The sequence below is a fragment of the Rhodococcus sp. MEB032 genome, assembly GCF_030208925.1.
Lineage (GTDB): Bacteria > Actinomycetota > Actinomycetes > Mycobacteriales > Mycobacteriaceae > Rhodococcus_F > Rhodococcus_F qingshengii.
Genome location: NZ_JARVSY010000009.1, coordinates 117,276 through 133,733 on the forward strand (window position 1 = coordinate 117,276; position 16,458 = coordinate 133,733).

Consider the following 16,458-nt stretch of genomic DNA (forward strand, 5'->3'; position numbering starts at 1 on the left):
AGGACCGCCACAATGGCGAAGCTCAGCACCGAAGAGTTGTTGGACCAGTTCAAGGAGCTCACCCTCCTCGAGCTCTCGGAGTTCGTTAAGGCATTCGAGGAGACCTTCGAGGTCACCGCTGCTGCTCCCGTCGCCGTCGCCGCTGCAGGCGCACCGGCTGCCGGCGCAGAAGCTGCTGAAGAGCAGGACGAGTTCGACGTCGTCCTCGAGTCGGCTGGCGACAAGAAGATCCAGGTCATCAAGGTCGTCCGTGAGGTCGTTTCCGGCCTCGGCCTGAAGGAAGCCAAGGATCTCGTCGAGAGCGCTCCGAAGGCCATCCTCGAGAAGGTTGCCAAGGATGCCGCAGAGGCTGCCAAGGAAAAGCTCGAAGCTGCCGGCGCAAAGATCGTCATCAAGTAAGACGGTTTTCCCGCTGCTCTTCGCGAGTAGTAACGAAGAGGGCCACTCCCCACGGGGAGTGGCCCTCTTTTTTTGAACTTTTTTCGCGGGTGATATGCCGGAATTCATGCAGGTGGGAGGGGTGTCCGAACTAGGCTGTGATCTGAATTATGCTTCTTCCCTACTCGTTAGTAGTATTCGCAGTCACGGGTACCACTCCCATGCGATAGAGTGACCCAACCCACACGGGTGCATGCATGCAACGGACGTCGCGGAGGTAATGGTGGGAGTCGAGGTAGCGGTACAAGGACTGACAAAGTCTTTCGGGTCGCAGAGGATTTGGCAGGACGTGTCGTTGACACTTCCCGCGGGTGAGGTCAGCGCACTGCTCGGGCCTTCGGGTACCGGTAAGTCGGTGTTCCTGAAGTCCCTGATCGGACTGCTCCGCCCTGAACAAGGCTCCATCGTCATCGACGGCACGGACATCCTGCAGTGCTCCTCCAAGGAGCTCTACGAGATCCGCAAGCTGTTCGGCGTTCTCTTCCAGGACGGCGCACTGTTCGGCTCGATGAACTTGTACGACAACATCGCCTTCCCGCTTCGTGAGCACACCAAGAAGTCGGAATCCGATATCCGCAAGATCGTGATGGAGAAGTTGGACCTCACGGGTCTGGTCGGCGCCGAGGACAAGCTTCCCGGTGAGATCTCCGGCGGTATGCGCAAGCGTGCCGGTCTGGCGCGTGCACTCGTTCTCGATCCCGAGATCATCCTCGTCGACGAGCCCGACTCCGGTCTGGATCCGGTGCGTACGACGTACATCAGCCAAACGCTGATCGACATCAACGCCCAGTCGGACGCGACGATTCTGATCGTCTCGCACAACATCAACCTCGCACGCACGGTGCCGGACAACATCGGCATGCTCTTCCGTCGTCAGTTGGTGATGTTCGGTCCTCGTGAGGTGCTGCTCACCTCGGACGAGCCCGTCGTCAAGCAGTTCCTCAACGGAACGATGATCGGTCCGATCGGTATGTCGGAGGAGAAGGACGAGGCTCAGATGGCGCACGAGCAGGCGCTCGTCGACGCCGGTCACCACGCCGGTGGTGTCGACGACGTCGAGGGCATCGTGCCGCAGATGAAGGCCACCCCCGGAAACCCGGAGCGTCAGGCTGTTCGTCGTCGCCAGGAGCGCGTCCGTCAGATCATGCACACCCTCCCAGCTAACGCACAGGCGGCGATTCAGGACAGCCTCGACGAGGTTGACGGAACTGGGCAGTACGATCCCCAGTACGCCGAAGCGAGCGGCTATCAGGGGGAGTGGAACGACTACTCGCAAGACACGCAGGTCATTCCTGCATACGAGGGCGATCCCTACGGAAACACGACACACGGGCAAGGGTAGGCATATCGGATGGGGGTTACCCGCAACTCGGTTCTGAGTCCGGTCAACGGAGCATTAACTCAGGCCGGAAACATCGTCGAACTGTTTGTCGACGTCGTCAGGAATACGTTCCGGCGTCCATTTCAGTTCCGTGAGTTCATCGAGCAGGCCTGGTTCATCGCCAGCGTGACAATTTTGCCGACGGCATTGGTAGCCATCCCTTTCGGCGCCGTCGTCTCACTGCAGACCGGTTCGCTGATCAAGCAGTTGGGTGCAGAATCGTTCACTGGCGCTGCCAGCGTCCTGGCGGTGATCCAGCAGGGTAGCCCCCTGGTGACAGCGTTGCTGGTCGCCGGTGCGGCCGGATCGGCCGTGACGGCCGATCTCGGTTCTCGAACCATCCGTGAAGAGATCGACGCGATGGAAGTCCTCGGAATCAATCCGATTCAGCGCCTGGTGGTTCCGCGTGTCCTCGCGATGGTGCTGATCGCTGTTCTGCTCAACGGACTGGTGTCCGTCGTCGGTATCGCGGGTGGTTACTTCTTCAACGTGATCCTGCAGGGCGGTAACCCCGGTGCCTACATCTCGTCGTTCTCAGCTTTTGCGCAGCTACCGGACATTTGGAGCGGTGAGATCAAAGCCGCGGTGTTCGGTGTCATCGCTGGTGTGATCTCCGCGTACAAGGGACTCCACCCGTCCGGTGGCCCGAAGGGCGTCGGTGAGGCGGTGAACCAGGCCGTCGTCATCACGTTCCTGCTGTTGTTCTTCGCCAATCTGATTCTGACGATGGTGTACCTCCAGATCGTGCCGGCGAAGGGATCTTGACCTAAATGACCATCGCACGAGGCCGCGGCGATCAGTTCCTGCTGAAGAGTCGCAAAGTAGCCAGAATTCCAGTGAACGCGTTGGACCGCGCGGGCGAGCAGATGTCGTTCTACGCGCGCGCCATCGCGTGGACCCCGCGCACCCTGCATCGGTACCGGAAGGAGACGCTTCGACTACTCGCCGAAGTGACCTTCGGTAGCGGTGCGCTCGCAGTGATCGGCGGAACCATCGGCGTCATCGCGATGATGTCCGGATTCACCGGTGTCGTCGTCGGCCTCCAGGGCTTCGCCGCTCTGGAGCAGTTGGGTAGCTCGGTCCTGACCGGCTTCCTCTCCGCATACGTCAACACCCGTGAGATCGCTCCGATCGTTGCGGCTCTTGCGCTCTCGGCCACGGTTGGTTGTGGCTTCACCGCCCAACTCGGTGCCATGCGTATCTCCGAAGAGATCGACGCGCTCGAGGTCATGGCAGTTCCGTCGGTGCCGTTCCTGGTCACGACGCGCATGATCGCCGGTTTCGTCGCCGTCATCCCGCTGTACATCGTGGGTCTGCTTGCGGCGTACCTCGCCTCGAGAGTGATCAGCACGGTCTTCAACGGGCAGTCGACGGGTTCCTACGACCACTACTTCAACCTGTTCCTGCCACCGCAGGACGTGCTGTATTCGTTTGCGAAAGTCCTGGTATTCGCCTTCGTGCTGATCCTGATCCACTGCTACTACGGGTTCCATGCCTCAGGTGGTCCCGCAGGTGTCGGCGTGGCCGTCGGCCGCGCTGTTCGCGCCGCAATCGTGACGATCGCCGTTCTCGACTTCTTCCTCAGCCTCGCAATCTGGGGCACCACGACGACAGTGAGGGTGGCCGGATGATCGAGGCTCCGTCAGTCCTGCGCCGCCGTGTGCTCGGACTCGTGTTCTTCGTGGTGTTGGCATTGTTCCTGGCCTTCACCATCGGAACCTTCAACAAGACGTTCAAGGACGTCGTGAAGATCGACCTCGTGACCGACACAGTCGGAAATGCGTTGCCACCCAACGCGGACGTCAAGGTCCGTGGGCTGCTGGTCGGCGAGGTGCGATCCGCGTCGACGAAAGACGGCCAGGTCACCTCGGTCCTCGCGATCGAGCCGGACAAGGCTGATCTCATTCCGTCCAACGTCACGGCGCGTCTGCTCCCGAAGACGCTTTTCGGTGAGCGCTACGTCTCCCTGATCATTCCGGAGGGAACCACCGCGACCCCGATTTCCGCGGGAACGGTGATCCACCAGGACAAGAGCGGCAATGCTGTCGAGGTCGGCGACGTTCTGGACGGACTGCTCCCACTTCTGCAGGCGATTCCGCCGCAGGATCTGGCGAACACTCTCGGTTCTCTCGCGCAGGGTCTGACGGGACGCGGCGCCGAGCTCGGTCTGACGGTCGATCGTCTCGAGGAGATCTTCCGCGGCGTCAATACCGAACTGCCCGCGGTGCAAGAGGATCTGCGCAAGTTCGCGGACTTCTCCCAGACGTACTCGGACGCTGCGCCCGATCTGATCAACGCTCTCGACAATCTGCGGACCACGGGTAACACGGTGGTGCAGAAGCAGGACCAGTTGCGGACACTGCTGGCGTCGCTCACCGTGACATCGTCGGACACCGCAGCCTTCCTCGAAGCGAACTCGTCCTCGATCATCACGCTCGCTGCGGATTCGAAGGAAGCTCTCCAGCTTCTGGCCCAGTACTCTCCGACCTTCGGGTGCACGTTCAAGGGCTTCTCGGACACCGCTCCGGAAGCTGCCAAGATCCTGTCCACCGACGCGCCCAATCCTGGTGTGCGTGCGAGTATTCAGATCGTGAACCCCAAGGGTCGCTACCTGCCCAACCAGGACGAGCCACGGCTCGTCGACAACCGCGGCCCGGTTTGCTACGACAACGTCACCGAGCCCGGTCGTCCGTTCCCGCAGTACCCCGGCGGTTCGTACGGTGACGGTTCCTACCAGGTTCCTTCCCGCAATCCAGGTCCCGCCACCATGGAATTCCTGCCTGCACCCGAGGGCTCCGGACCTCAGTTGTTCTCGACCAACAACAGCGGTCCTGCGCAGCAGGCCGGCTACGCGGGCTCGAAACTCGAAGAGGATACGTTGAAGGTGATCTACGGACAGGCCAACGGTGTTGCGCCGGACGATGTTCCGGCGTGGACCACGATGGTCAGCGCTCCGGCATTCGCAGGTGCGGAGGTGAGCGTCCAATGAGAGGACTCGCAGCTCCGCTGACAAAGCTCATCATCTTCGTTGTGGTGACGGTCCTGGCGACAGGACTGCTGGCAGCCAGTATCGCCAACCTCGGCGGCGGTGGCGGCACCAAGTTCAACGCCGTCTTCTCCGACGTCACTTCGTTGAACGAGGGCGACGAGGTCCGCATTGCCGGTGTTCGTGTCGGCCAGGTCGAGAAGATTGCCATCGTCAACGACAACCAGGCCGAGGTCCAGTTCTCGGTGTCCGATCGTGATTGGTTGCCGGCCAGTTCCATCGCCACCATCCGGTTCCGCAACCTGGTGGGGCAGCGGTACATCTCGCTCTCGCAAGGTGAAGGCAGCCAAGGCAAGAAGATCACCGGCGGCGATACCCTGCCGCTGTCTCAGACGCGCCCGGCAGTCAACCTCACGACACTCTTCAACGGCTTCAAGCCGCTGTTCACCACCCTGAGCGCGGACGACGTCAACAAGCTGTCGTACCAGATCATCCAGGTCTTCCAAGGCGAATCGGGCACCATCAGTGAGCTCGTGCGCAACACCGCGAGCCTGACCAACACCGTCGCGGACAAGGACGCGGTCATCGGCGCGGTGATCAAGAACCTCAACGACGTTCTCGACACCGTCAACGCGAACGACAAGAACCTCGATTCACTTATCGTCAACACCCAGCAACTCGTCACCGGGTTGGCCAACGAGCGTGGGGTGGTCGGTTCGGCCGTCACCTCACTCGCCGGCCTGACCGACGCGACGGCAGACCTGCTCGAGCCGACGCGGCCGTCGATTCAGGGCTCGATCACGGCGCTCAACACATTGGCGACCACACTCAATCGTCGGAGTGACGACGTCAACGCGGTGCTCGAGACCTTGCCGGTCAAGCTCGAGAAGCTCGCACGCGTAGCGAGCTACGGTTCCTGGTTCCAGTTCTATCTGTGTGGAATCGACATCGTTGCCGGTCCAGGACAGTCTGCGTCGCTGAATCTGCCCACCGGCCTGCCGACGGTCAATCAGCCGATTTACACCAACGCGGCCACGCGATGCACTCAAGACGGTATGAGGGAGTTGCAAGGTCGATGAGTAAACGTCGCAGTCCGGCAATGGCCGGAGCCATCGGTATCTTCGTGGTGCTGCTGGCCACTTTGTCCGCGTTCTTCCTCGATTCGCTTCCGTTCGTGGGAGCAGGCTCGTCCTATTCCGCCGAGTTCTCCGAAGCCGCGGGTCTCAAGCCTGGTAACGAGGTTCGTATCGCCGGCGTGAAGGTCGGCAAGGTCACTTCTGTCGATCTCGACGGTGACCGTGTTCTCGTCGACTTCAAGGTCAGTGACGCGTGGGTGGGAGATCAAACCTCTGCGTCCATTCAGATCAAGACCATTCTGGGACAGAAGTACCTCGCACTAGATCCGCGCGGAACCGACAACCTCGATCCCAAGGATCGGATTCCGCTAGAGCGCACCACCTCTCCGTACGACGTCGTTCAGGCCTTCTCGGCCGCGGCGGACACAGTCGGCGACATCGACACCGACCAGTTGGCGAAGAGCATGGAGACGTTGTCCCAGGCATTTTCCGAGACACCTGGCGATGTCCGCGCTTCGCTCGACGGTGTCAGTCGGCTGTCGCAGACGATCGCGAGCCGCGATCAGGACTTGCAGAAGCTCTTCGCCGCCACCGGGAAGACGTCGCAGATTCTTGCTGACCGCAACAAGGAATTCACCCAGCTGATCCGAGACGGCGGACTTTTGGTGCAGGAACTCAACAATCGCCAGCAAGCGATTTCGCAGCTGCTCACCGGAACTCAGCGCGTCTCTCAGCAGCTCACCGGTCTCGTTCGTGACAACGAGGCGGCAATCGGGCCGGCGCTGACGCAGCTCAACGGCGTCATCGACATCTTGAAGGCCAACAACGAGAACTTGGACAAGGCACTGAAGCTCTACGAACCCTTCATTCGCTTGTACGCCAACGTGGTCGGCAACGGCCGTTGGTTCGACCAGGTCGTCGTGAACCTCCTTCCGCCGGGTCTGCCGGACATTCCGGGCTACCGTGACCCCGTTCGTACGTTGGGAGGCAACTGATGGCTGATACTGCCGAAGCCGGAAGCGGCTCCAAGAAGCGCTCGGTCGCGATCATCGCCGCTGTTCTGATCGGGTTACTCGTAATCGGTGGCGCGCTGTGGTGGGTGTTCACTCGCGCCGGTACCACCAAGATCACCGCCTACTTCGACAAGTCGGTGGGTATCTACGACGGCTCCGACGTTCGTGTTCTCGGTGTCAAGGTCGGCACCGTCGAATCCGTCGAACCCCAGGGAGATCAGGTCAAGGTCGAGCTGCGTGTCGATCGTGGGATCGACATTCCCGCGGGTGCCAGTGCCGCTCAGATCACGCCGTCGGTGGTTGCCGACCGCTACATCCAGCTGACACCGGTCTTCACCGGCGGCGACAAGATGGCCAGCGGTGCAGTAATTCCGATCGAGAAGACGGCGACGCCTGTCGAGGTCGACCAGTTGTACTCCAGCATCGACGAACTCGCGTCGGCTCTCGGTCCTGAAGGTGCCAACAAGAACGGAGCACTGTCCGATTTCGTCGAGACAGGTGCGGCCAACCTCGAGGGCAACGGTGAAGCGTTGGGAGACAGCATCACCAACCTCTCGGATGCCGCACGGACGCTCAACGATTCGCGTGACAACATCTCGCTCACCATCAAGAACCTGGATACTTTTGTGGGCGCTCTCGCGGCCAACGATCAGCAGGTGCGCCAGTTCAACACGCAGTTGTCGGACCTGACCGGATTCCTGGCAGGTGAGCGCGACGATCTCGGTGCCGCTCTGAACCAGCTCTCGATTGCTCTCGGCGACGTCGCGAAGTTCGTGGCCGACAACCGCGATCAGTTGGTCCAGACAACCGCAGGTCTCGTCGAACCGACACAGACATTGGCGAACAACAAGGAAGCCCTGGCCAACACGCTCACCATGCTTCCGCTGGCGATCTCCAACCTGGTCAACTCGTACGACGCCGAATCAGGTGTGCTGGCTTCACGTCTGGCGTTCCCTGATCTTCAGAACCCGGCCGGCGTGCTCTGCAAGTTGATGGACCTCGGCAAGCTGTTGCCCGGTGATCCGCGGTTCGAGGCATTGGGAAGGCAGATGCAACCGGCTATCGACCAGTGCGCAAACGTCGCTGCGATGACCGACGCAGCCAATCAGGCTGCAGGCCTGAACCTTCCCTTCGGCATCCTTGCCGGTTCCGAACGACAGATGCAGGTAGTTCCGGGCACTGTGCCCGGCGTCGTGTCACCGCGACTGACCAGTGGAAACGGGGAGGGCGAGTGAAGCGTTCATTGATAGTCGGCGCCGGACTGTGCGCCGTCCTGATCTCGGCAACAGCCTGCTCGTCCGAGGGGATCTACGCTGTCCCGCTTCCCGGCGGTCCTGATGTGGGTTCCGATCCGATGCACTTGACCATTCAGTTCGACGACGTGCTCGACTTGGTTCCGCAGTCCGCTGTGAAGGTCGACGGCGTTCCCGTCGGTCGCGTCGACGACGTGTCGGTCGGACCGGACGGATGGACCGCGGACGTCGGCATCATCCTCGACTCGTCGGTTGATCTGCCCGCCAACGCAATTGCCGCGGTCGAGCAGACCAACCTGCTCGGCGAGAAGTTCATCCAGCTGTCGGCCCCGCCGTCCGGACCGGACTCTGCGAAGCTGGCCGACGGTGACCTCATTCCGCTGGATCGCACTCGCCACGCCACGGAGATCGAGCAGGTTCTCGGCGCATTGTCGCTGCTGCTCAACGGCGGCGGTGTGGGCCAGTTGCAGCCCATCGTCGAAGAACTCGGTGCCGCGTTCGACGGTCGCGAAGGCAAGACGAGAAGTCTTCTGGAGCAGGCGAACACACTCATCGGTGGACTCAACGAGCAGCGTGACGACATCACACGCGCCCTCGACGGCCTGGATGTGCTCTCGACTCGCGTCAACGATCAGAACGAGAAGATCGGGAAGATTCTCGAGGAACTCCCCGTTGCGACACAGGTTCTCAACGAGCAGCGTCCGCAGCTGACGCAGATGCTCGCTCAGGTGGATCGACTCGGAACAGTGGGAACCGACGTCCTCACACAGTCCAAGGACGATCTGATCGCTGATCTTCAGGCTCTGCGTCCGACGCTGCAGGCGCTCGCAGACTCCGGTGACGACTTCGTGGGGGCACTTCCGTTCCTTCCGACGTTCCCGTTCCCGGACGGTGTCGAGAAGATTGCACAGGGTGGTTCCGTCAACCTCTTCCTGAGTGTCGACCTGCAGATCGGCAATACACTCTCGGGTCTCGGTGTCGGGCAGGGAGAACCGGAATACCGCCAGCCCAAGTTCGGCAATCCCAAGCCGGTGGTCGACCCCTCCAACCCGTACTACAACGGCAACGGACCGCGACCGGGCTGGCCGACAGTGTCACTGCTGCCGATCGCTCCGATCCTGCCGCAGGTTCCCGTTGTCGCCGGCCTTCCCGCCACAACAGCGGGTGACCCGGCAACGCCGGCGCCCGCGGCGAACCCACTCAACCCCATCCAGGGAATGCTGGAACAGTTCGGAATCGGCGGTGATGGACAGTGAGATCAGCTCTGGTCAGATGGCAGCTCGTCGGCTTTGTCGTGGTTGCGCTCCTGGGTCTCATCTACGTCGGCGCCAAGTACGTGCGCCTGGACAACCTCATGGGGTTCGGTCAGTACACGGTCAAGACCGAATTGGCCACGTCCGGTGGAATTTTCACCAACGCCGAGGTGACGTATCGCGGCGTGCCGGTCGGGCGAGTGGGCGACATGTCGTTGACCGAGGACGGAATTCAGGTCGACCTGAAGATCGACAACAGTGCTCCGGAGATTCCCGCGTCGGCCCGTGCCGTCGTGGCCAACCGCTCCGCCATCGGTGAGCAGTACGTCGACCTTCAGCCCGATACCGACCAGGGACCGTTTCTCGAGGACGGCTCGGTGATCGCGGTGGGGGACACCACAACTCCGATCCCGATCGAGGATGTGCTGACCAGTGCCAACGGCTTGGTCAAGTCCGTGCCCGTCGACGCGCTCCACACCGTCGCCGTCGAACTCGGTGCAGCGTTCAACGGCAAGGGCGAGGACATTCAGGTCCTGGCCGATTCGCTGTCCGGTCTCTCGCAGTCCGGGCTCGACACTCTGCCTCAGACGCTCGCGCTGATTCGGAACAGTGAGACGGTATTGACGACGCAGTCGGATCAGTCCTCCGCGATCAAGCAGTTCAGTACCGATCTCGATGCTGTCACGGCGCAGTTGCGGACCAGTGATCCGGACATCCGTCGCTTGATCGACAACGGCATCCCGGCCAGCGATCAGATCGGTGCCCTCATCAACGAGGCGGGCCCGAGCCTGACGACTGACCTGACCAATCTTGCCGCGACCACCAAGACGCTTGCGCCGCGAACGATCGCGCTGCAGCCGTTCCTGATCTTCCTTCCCGGTCTGGCCGCTGCCGCACCGACGGTTGCTCCCGGCGACGGAACGGTCCATCAGGGCTTGGTGCTGGAGACCAACAATCCGCTCTCGTGCACGGTGGGTTACGAAGGCACCATGGCGATCCTGGACGAGATGAAGCGTCAGAATCCCAATTTCGACGACACCCAGCAGGACTTCCCGCTCAACACCGCCGCGTCGTGTGAGACGCCGCTGGGCAGCGAGACGGGCGTCCGCAGTGCCAACCGCGTGGTGTACGCCGATCCCGACACGATCCAGCCTTGGGACTTCAAGCCGAAGGTCGATCCGGACAAGTTGAACCTCAACCCGATCGCGACGCAGTTGGCGCCGTTGCTCGGAGTGACACCGAAGTAGACCGATCCGAATGTGGTCGAGTTTGTGCAGTTCAGGCTACTGAGTTGTGGCAGTTGACGATTCGCGGCCAGAGGCTGGGCAAAACAGGTAAGTAGGGTAGTGAGTGTGATTCAGAGAAACAGTTCCCCGCAGTCCGGCGGGCCCGAGCAAGTCGAATCGGGAGCGCCGACAACCGGTAGACCGAAGGGGCTGACAGCGTCTCTGATTGCGGTCGGTGTCCTGCTTCTGGCGGCCGTGGTTGTGCTCGGTGTGTTCGGCGTCCCGTACGTTCGGGCGCTCACCACCGACCGCACCACCGCCGAGATGCGTGACGACGCGCTTATCGGTGCGCAGCAAGTCGCGATCAACCTCAACAACGCGGATTCGGCCAATCTCGACCAGTCGATCGAGAACATGCGTTCTTCGGTGACCGGTGACGAGATGACGACGTATCTGCAGACCGTTCAGGATTCCATCACAGACGAGTTGCGTAACTCGGGCTCGAAGGCTGACACCGAAGTCGTTCAGTCCGCGCTGACCGAGCTCAATACCGATGACCGGACCGCCACGGCACTGGTCGTCGTTCGAGTCACCACGACCCAGGGCAACCAGTTCGTCAAGAATCAGCTCGGCATGCGGCTGGGCATGGTCGAGGTCGACGGGGTCTGGAAGGCTCAGTCGGCTGATCCGATCGGCTCTCGGCTCGATCTCGGCTCCGGCACCCTGCCGGCCACCGACGGCTCCACGCCTGCTCCTGACGCAACGCCCGCACCCGGTTCGGGGACCGAGGCACCTGCCTCCGGTGCTCCCGCACCGACAACCGAGGGTGGTGATTCCGGTGGCCAGTAGTTCGTCGAACCTGCACACCGACATCCCTCGAAGGAGAAGCGCGTAATGCCACCCAAACGTCGTACCGGCGGACCGTCCTCCCCGCAGAACCGTCGGCCGAAGATCGCGGGAAGCGCTCGCTCGCTCAACGTCCCCGCGGGGACGTCCGATTCGGATCCGGTCGAGCCCACGATCGAACAGCCGGAAGAGGAAACACAGGAGGCTGTGAAGCCGGAGGTTGCGAAGCCGGAGGTTGCGAAGCCGACGCTCACGAAGGCAGAGTCCGGAGACATCGAGCCGCCGAAGACGGAAACCGACGCTCCGGAATCCACACCGGGCCCCGATCTGACCAAACCGGCGAAAACCGTCGCAGACGAGCCCAAGGCCCCTGCTACCTCGGAGACGGGCGCGGGGGAGTCGGCGACAACACCTACACAATCCAAGGCCGGTTGGCGCCTGGTCGCGATCCTGGGGGCCGCAGCGGTCATCGTCGCGATCCTCGCCGGCATCGCCTTCTTCAAAGTCGGCGCGAAGACGGACGACATCGCCTGGGTGGACAAAGGCGCCACGGCTGAGGTTCTTCGTGTGACGCCGTCGGCGTTGGCTGCAGTCTTCACGTTCTCTCCCGACACGTTCGACGCCGATTTCGACAAGGGTGTCCAGGGCCTGAACCAGTCGATGCGCGATCAGCTGACGCAGTACAAGGACACGCAGAAGGCCGGCGTCGAACAAACCCAGACGGCAACGACCGCTGATGTCCCGCTGATCGGGATCACACGGCTCGAGAAGGACCGAGCACAGTTGCTCGCCCAACTGAACGTCAGCTCGACGCAGAACGGCGTGGCGGCAGACTCTCGCTCCGGAATGGTCATCGTGAGTCTGGAGAAGCAGGACGGAAACTGGCTGATCTCGGAGATTCGCGACCAGTAGCTCGGAGATTCGCGACCAGTAGCACCCTGCGCACCAGCGCGAAGATCTGGATCGACGCACGATGTCGGTCCAGATTTTTCGTATGTGACGCCGCTGCTGGCTACACTCCCGGTGGCAGTGTTCGAATGCGCGTCACGAATGTTCGAATGCTGCGACACGCGCTCTCGCCCTTGACGGAGCGGTCCGCAAGGTCCACTCTGATCGGTGAACATGCACGGACGAGTGATCGGCAGTCTCACGTCAGTATCTGAATTCGACCCTCAGTTACACCCGACTCGACATTTCCAGAGTAAGGGTGTACTTTTGGACGTTGCGCTGGCTGCCTCCTGTCCACCCCTCGTCTCAACCGCTGCGAAGTCAAGTACTTCTTGCTTTCTGCGACGGGTTTCGTTCGGGTTGTAACCAGCGAAATTCGAAGCAGATACAGCGGCGGTCGCAACAGCACGGAGCGGCCCGCGTGAGGTGCTGGAAGGACGCATCTTGGCAGTCTCTAGCCAGACCAAGGCAGTTTCCGGAATCCCCGGAGCCCCGAAGAGGGTTTCGTTCGCGAAAGTTCGCGAACCCCTCGAAGTTCCCGGGCTTCTTGACGTACAGACAGATTCGTTCGAGTGGCTGATCGGCGCGCAGAGTTGGCGTGAACGAGCAGCGGCACTCGGCGACAATGCAGTGTCCGGTGGTCTCGAGGACATCCTCGCGGAGCTTTCTCCGATCGAGGATTTCAACGGCACTATGTCGCTGTCCTTCTCCGACCCTCGATTCGACGAGGTCAAGGCCTCGACGGACGAGTGCAAAGACAAGGACATGACCTACGCGGCGCCGTTGTTCGTCACCGCGGAGTTCATCAACAACAACACTGGTGAGATCAAGAGCCAGACGGTCTTCATGGGAGATTTCCCGATGATGACCGACAAGGGCACCTTCATCATCAACGGCACCGAGCGTGTGGTCGTCTCGCAGCTCGTGCGTTCCCCCGGTGTGTACTTCGACATGAGCGTCGACAAGAGCACCGAGAAGGATCTGCACAGCGTCAAGGTGATCCCGGGTCGCGGCGCATGGCTCGAGTTCGACGTCGACAAGCGCGACACCGTTGGTGTCCGTATCGACCGCAAGCGTCGTCAGCCTGTCACCGTCCTGCTCAAGGCACTCGGCTGGACCACCGAGCAGATCACGGAGCGCTTCGGCTTCTCCGAGATCCTCATGGCCACGCTGGAGAAGGACAACACCGCCGGCACCGATGAGGCGTTGCTCGACATCTACCGCAAGCTGCGTCCGGGCGAGCCCCCCACCAAGGAGAGCGCGCAGACCCTGCTGGAGAACCTGTTCTTCAAGGACAAGCGCTACGACCTCGCTCGCGTGGGTCGTTACAAGATCAACAAGAAGCTCGGCCTGAACGCGGGTCAGCCGATCGTTGCATCCACGCTCACCGAAGAAGACATCGTCGCCACCGTCGAGTACCTCGTGCGTCTGCACGCAGGTGACACCTCGATGACGGCTCCGGGCGGCGTCGAGGTTCCCGTCGAGGTCGACGACATCGACCACTTCGGCAACCGTCGTCTGCGTACCGTCGGCGAGCTCATCCAGAACCAGATCCGCGTGGGCCTGTCCCGCATGGAGCGTGTGGTTCGTGAGCGCATGACCACACAGGACGTCGAGGCAATCACGCCTCAGACGCTGATCAACATCCGTCCCGTCGTCGCTGCGATCAGGGAGTTCTTCGGAACCTCCCAGCTGTCGCAGTTCATGGACCAGAACAACCCGCTGTCGGGGCTGACGCACAAGCGTCGTCTGTCCGCCCTCGGCCCGGGTGGTCTGTCCCGTGAGCGCGCCGGCCTCGAGGTTCGCGACGTTCACCCGTCGCACTACGGCCGCATGTGCCCGATCGAGACCCCGGAAGGCCCGAACATCGGCCTGATCGGTTCGCTGTCGGTCTACGCCCGCGTCAACCCGTTCGGTTTCATCGAGACCCCGTACCGTCGCGTCGTCGACGGACAGGTGACCGACGAGGTCGACTACCTGACCGCTGACGAAGAAGACCGCCACGTGGTCGCGCAGGCCAACTCGGCCATCGACCGCGAGGGTCGCTTCACCGACTCGAAGATTCTCGTCCGCCGTAAGGGTGGCGAGGTCGAGTTCGTCGCGTCCTCCGACATCGACTACATGGACGTTTCGCCGCGTCAGATGGTGTCCGTCGCAACCGCGATGATTCCGTTCCTCGAGCACGACGATGCAAACCGTGCCCTGATGGGCGCGAACATGCAGCGTCAGGCTGTCCCGCTGGTTCGCAGCGAGGCACCTCTCGTCGGTACCGGCATGGAGCTGCGTGCAGCTGTGGATGCCGGCGACGTCATCATCACCGAGAAGACCGGTGTCGTGGAGGAGATCTCCGCGGACTACGTCACGGTGATGGCTGACGACGGAAGCCGCAAGACGTACCGGATGCGCAAGTTCGCGCGTTCCAACCAGGGCACGTGCGCCAACCAGCGTCCGATCGTGGACGAGGGACAGCGTGTCGAGGCCGGCCAGGTTCTGGCCGACGGTCCTTGCACCGAGAACGGTGAGATGGCGCTGGGTAAGAACTTGCTCGTCGCGATCATGCCGTGGGAAGGCCACAACTACGAGGACGCGATCATTCTGTCGCAGCGTCTCGTGGAAGAGGACGTCCTGACCTCGATTCACATCGAGGAGCACGAGATCGATGCCCGCGACACCAAGCTCGGTGCCGAGGAAATCACTCGCGACATCCCGAACGTCTCCGACGAGGTCCTCGCCGACCTCGACGAGCGCGGCATCATCCGTATCGGTGCCGAGGTTCGTGACGGCGACGTGCTGGTCGGAAAGGTCACGCCGAAGGGCGAGACCGAGCTGACCCCCGAAGAGCGCCTCCTTCGCGCCATCTTCGGTGAGAAGGCTCGCGAGGTTCGTGACACGTCCCTCAAGGTTCCTCACGGTGAGACCGGCAAGGTCATCGGAATCCGCGTGTTCTCACGTGACGAAGACGACGATCTGCCTCCCGGTGTCAACGAGCTGGTCCGCGTCTACGTGGCACAGAAGCGCAAGATCCAGGACGGCGACAAGCTCGCCGGCCGCCACGGTAACAAGGGCGTCATCGGCAAGATCCTGCCGCAGGAAGACATGCCGTTCCTCTCGGACGGCACGCCTGTCGACATCATCTTGAACACGCACGGCGTCCCGCGTCGTATGAACATCGGTCAGGTCTTGGAGACCCACCTCGGGTGGATCGGCAAGACCGGCTGGAACGTTCAGATCGCGTCCGACGGCTCTCGTCCCGACTGGGCTGCGACCCTGCCGGAAGAGATGCTGTCCGCTCCGGCCGACTCGAACATCGCCACCCCGGTGTTCGACGGTGCGAAGGAAGACGAGCTCACCGGTCTCCTCGGCGCGACGCTGCCGAACCGTGACGGCGAGCAGATGGTCGGACCCGACGGAAAGGCCACCTTGTTCGACGGCCGCTCCGGCGAGCCGTTCCCGTACCCGGTCTCGGTCGGTTACATGTACATCATCAAGCTGCACCACTTGGTCGACGACAAGATCCACGCTCGTTCGACCGGTCCGTACTCGATGATCACGCAGCAGCCTCTCGGTGGTAAGGCCCAGTTCGGTGGCCAGCGCTTCGGTGAGATGGAGTGCTGGGCGATGCAGGCCTACGGCGCGGCTTACACGCTGCAGGAACTGCTGACCATCAAGTCTGACGACGTGGTCGGTCGAGTCAAGGTGTACGAAGCCATCGTCAAGGGCGAGAACATCCCCGAACCCGGCATCCCCGAGTCGTTCAAGGTGCTCCTCAAGGAGCTCCAGTCGCTCTGCCTCAACGTGGAGGTGCTGTCCTCGGACGGCGCGGCCATCACGATGGCGGACGGCGACGACGAGGACTTGGAGCGGGCCGCAGCGAACCTGGGCATCAACCTGTCCAGGAACGAAGCTGCGACGGTCGACGACCTCGCGAACTAGGTTTCGGTCCCCGGGTTGCTCTTGAAAGAGCGGCCCGGGGGCGTAGTTCACATTTGAATTGGCAGTCAGGTTGCCGGGTGACCGGCAACCGTAACCCCAACGGGG

General features: G+C 62.1%; 13 protein-coding genes. All 13 read left to right on the forward strand.

What is annotated here, in order from left to right:
* Window positions 1-12: 12 nt before the first annotated feature.
* The 13 genes from rplL to rpoB all read left to right on the forward strand — a co-directional run bounded on the left by rplL (window position 13) and on the right by rpoB (window position 16,353).
* Window positions 13-399 (forward strand): 50S ribosomal protein L7/L12, encoded by a 387-nt coding sequence (gene rplL, locus QRN54_RS09585; RefSeq protein ID WP_003941857.1) that lies wholly within the window; start codon window positions 13-15, stop codon window positions 397-399.
* A gap of 259 nt (window positions 400-658) precedes the next feature.
* A complete protein-coding gene (locus QRN54_RS09590; RefSeq protein ID WP_285181915.1) occupies window positions 659-1,780 on the forward strand; it encodes an ABC transporter ATP-binding protein in 1,122 nt (373 codons plus the stop codon).
* A 9-nt stretch (window positions 1,781-1,789) separates the two neighbouring features.
* Window positions 1,790-2,584, forward strand: a complete 795-nt coding sequence (locus QRN54_RS09595) for an MlaE family ABC transporter permease (RefSeq protein WP_003942038.1) — start codon at window positions 1,790-1,792, stop codon at window positions 2,582-2,584.
* A gap of 5 nt (window positions 2,585-2,589) precedes the next feature.
* Window positions 2,590-3,450 carry an MlaE family ABC transporter permease gene (locus tag QRN54_RS09600; protein ID WP_003941894.1) on the forward strand — a complete coding sequence of 287 codons (861 nt, stop codon included), beginning with the start codon at window positions 2,590-2,592 and terminating at the stop codon, window positions 3,448-3,450.
* On the forward strand, window positions 3,447-4,808 hold the full coding sequence (locus QRN54_RS09605) for an MCE family protein (RefSeq protein WP_003942007.1): 1,362 nt from the start codon (window positions 3,447-3,449) through the stop codon (window positions 4,806-4,808). The genes QRN54_RS09600 and QRN54_RS09605 overlap by 4 nt, the downstream gene beginning before the upstream one ends.
* Entirely contained in the window at window positions 4,805-5,884 is a 1,080-nt protein-coding gene (locus tag QRN54_RS09610; protein WP_003941932.1) for an MCE family protein, read from the forward strand. The genes QRN54_RS09605 and QRN54_RS09610 overlap by 4 nt, the downstream gene beginning before the upstream one ends.
* Window positions 5,881-6,876 (forward strand): MCE family protein, encoded by a 996-nt coding sequence (locus QRN54_RS09615; RefSeq protein ID WP_003942053.1) that lies wholly within the window; start codon window positions 5,881-5,883, stop codon window positions 6,874-6,876. Before QRN54_RS09610 ends, QRN54_RS09615 begins: the two co-directional genes overlap by 4 nt.
* Window positions 6,876-8,129, forward strand: a complete 1,254-nt coding sequence (locus QRN54_RS09620; protein WP_285181894.1) for an MCE family protein — start codon at window positions 6,876-6,878, stop codon at window positions 8,127-8,129. Before QRN54_RS09615 ends, QRN54_RS09620 begins: the two co-directional genes overlap by 1 nt.
* The gene (locus QRN54_RS09625; RefSeq protein ID WP_003941859.1) at window positions 8,126-9,403 is read left to right on the forward strand and encodes an MCE family protein; all 1,278 of its coding nucleotides are present in this window, start codon (window positions 8,126-8,128) and stop codon (window positions 9,401-9,403) included. Before QRN54_RS09620 ends, QRN54_RS09625 begins: the two co-directional genes overlap by 4 nt.
* Window positions 9,400-10,647, forward strand: coding sequence for an MCE family protein (locus QRN54_RS09630; RefSeq protein ID WP_003942085.1), 1,248 nt, complete (start codon window positions 9,400-9,402; stop codon window positions 10,645-10,647). Before QRN54_RS09625 ends, QRN54_RS09630 begins: the two co-directional genes overlap by 4 nt.
* A 99-nt stretch (window positions 10,648-10,746) precedes the next feature.
* Window positions 10,747-11,475: a hypothetical protein gene (locus tag QRN54_RS09635; RefSeq protein ID WP_204856321.1), complete on the forward strand. Its 729-nt coding sequence runs from the start codon at window positions 10,747-10,749 to the stop codon at window positions 11,473-11,475.
* A 45-nt stretch (window positions 11,476-11,520) separates the two neighbouring features.
* Window positions 11,521-12,384 carry a hypothetical protein gene (locus tag QRN54_RS09640; RefSeq protein WP_285181895.1) on the forward strand — a complete coding sequence of 288 codons (864 nt, stop codon included), beginning with the start codon at window positions 11,521-11,523 and terminating at the stop codon, window positions 12,382-12,384.
* Between the two features lie 462 nt (window positions 12,385-12,846).
* Window positions 12,847-16,353 carry a DNA-directed RNA polymerase subunit beta gene (rpoB, locus tag QRN54_RS09645; protein ID WP_003942068.1) on the forward strand — a complete coding sequence of 1,169 codons (3,507 nt, stop codon included), beginning with the start codon at window positions 12,847-12,849 and terminating at the stop codon, window positions 16,351-16,353.
* Window positions 16,354-16,458: the final 105 nt, after the last annotated feature.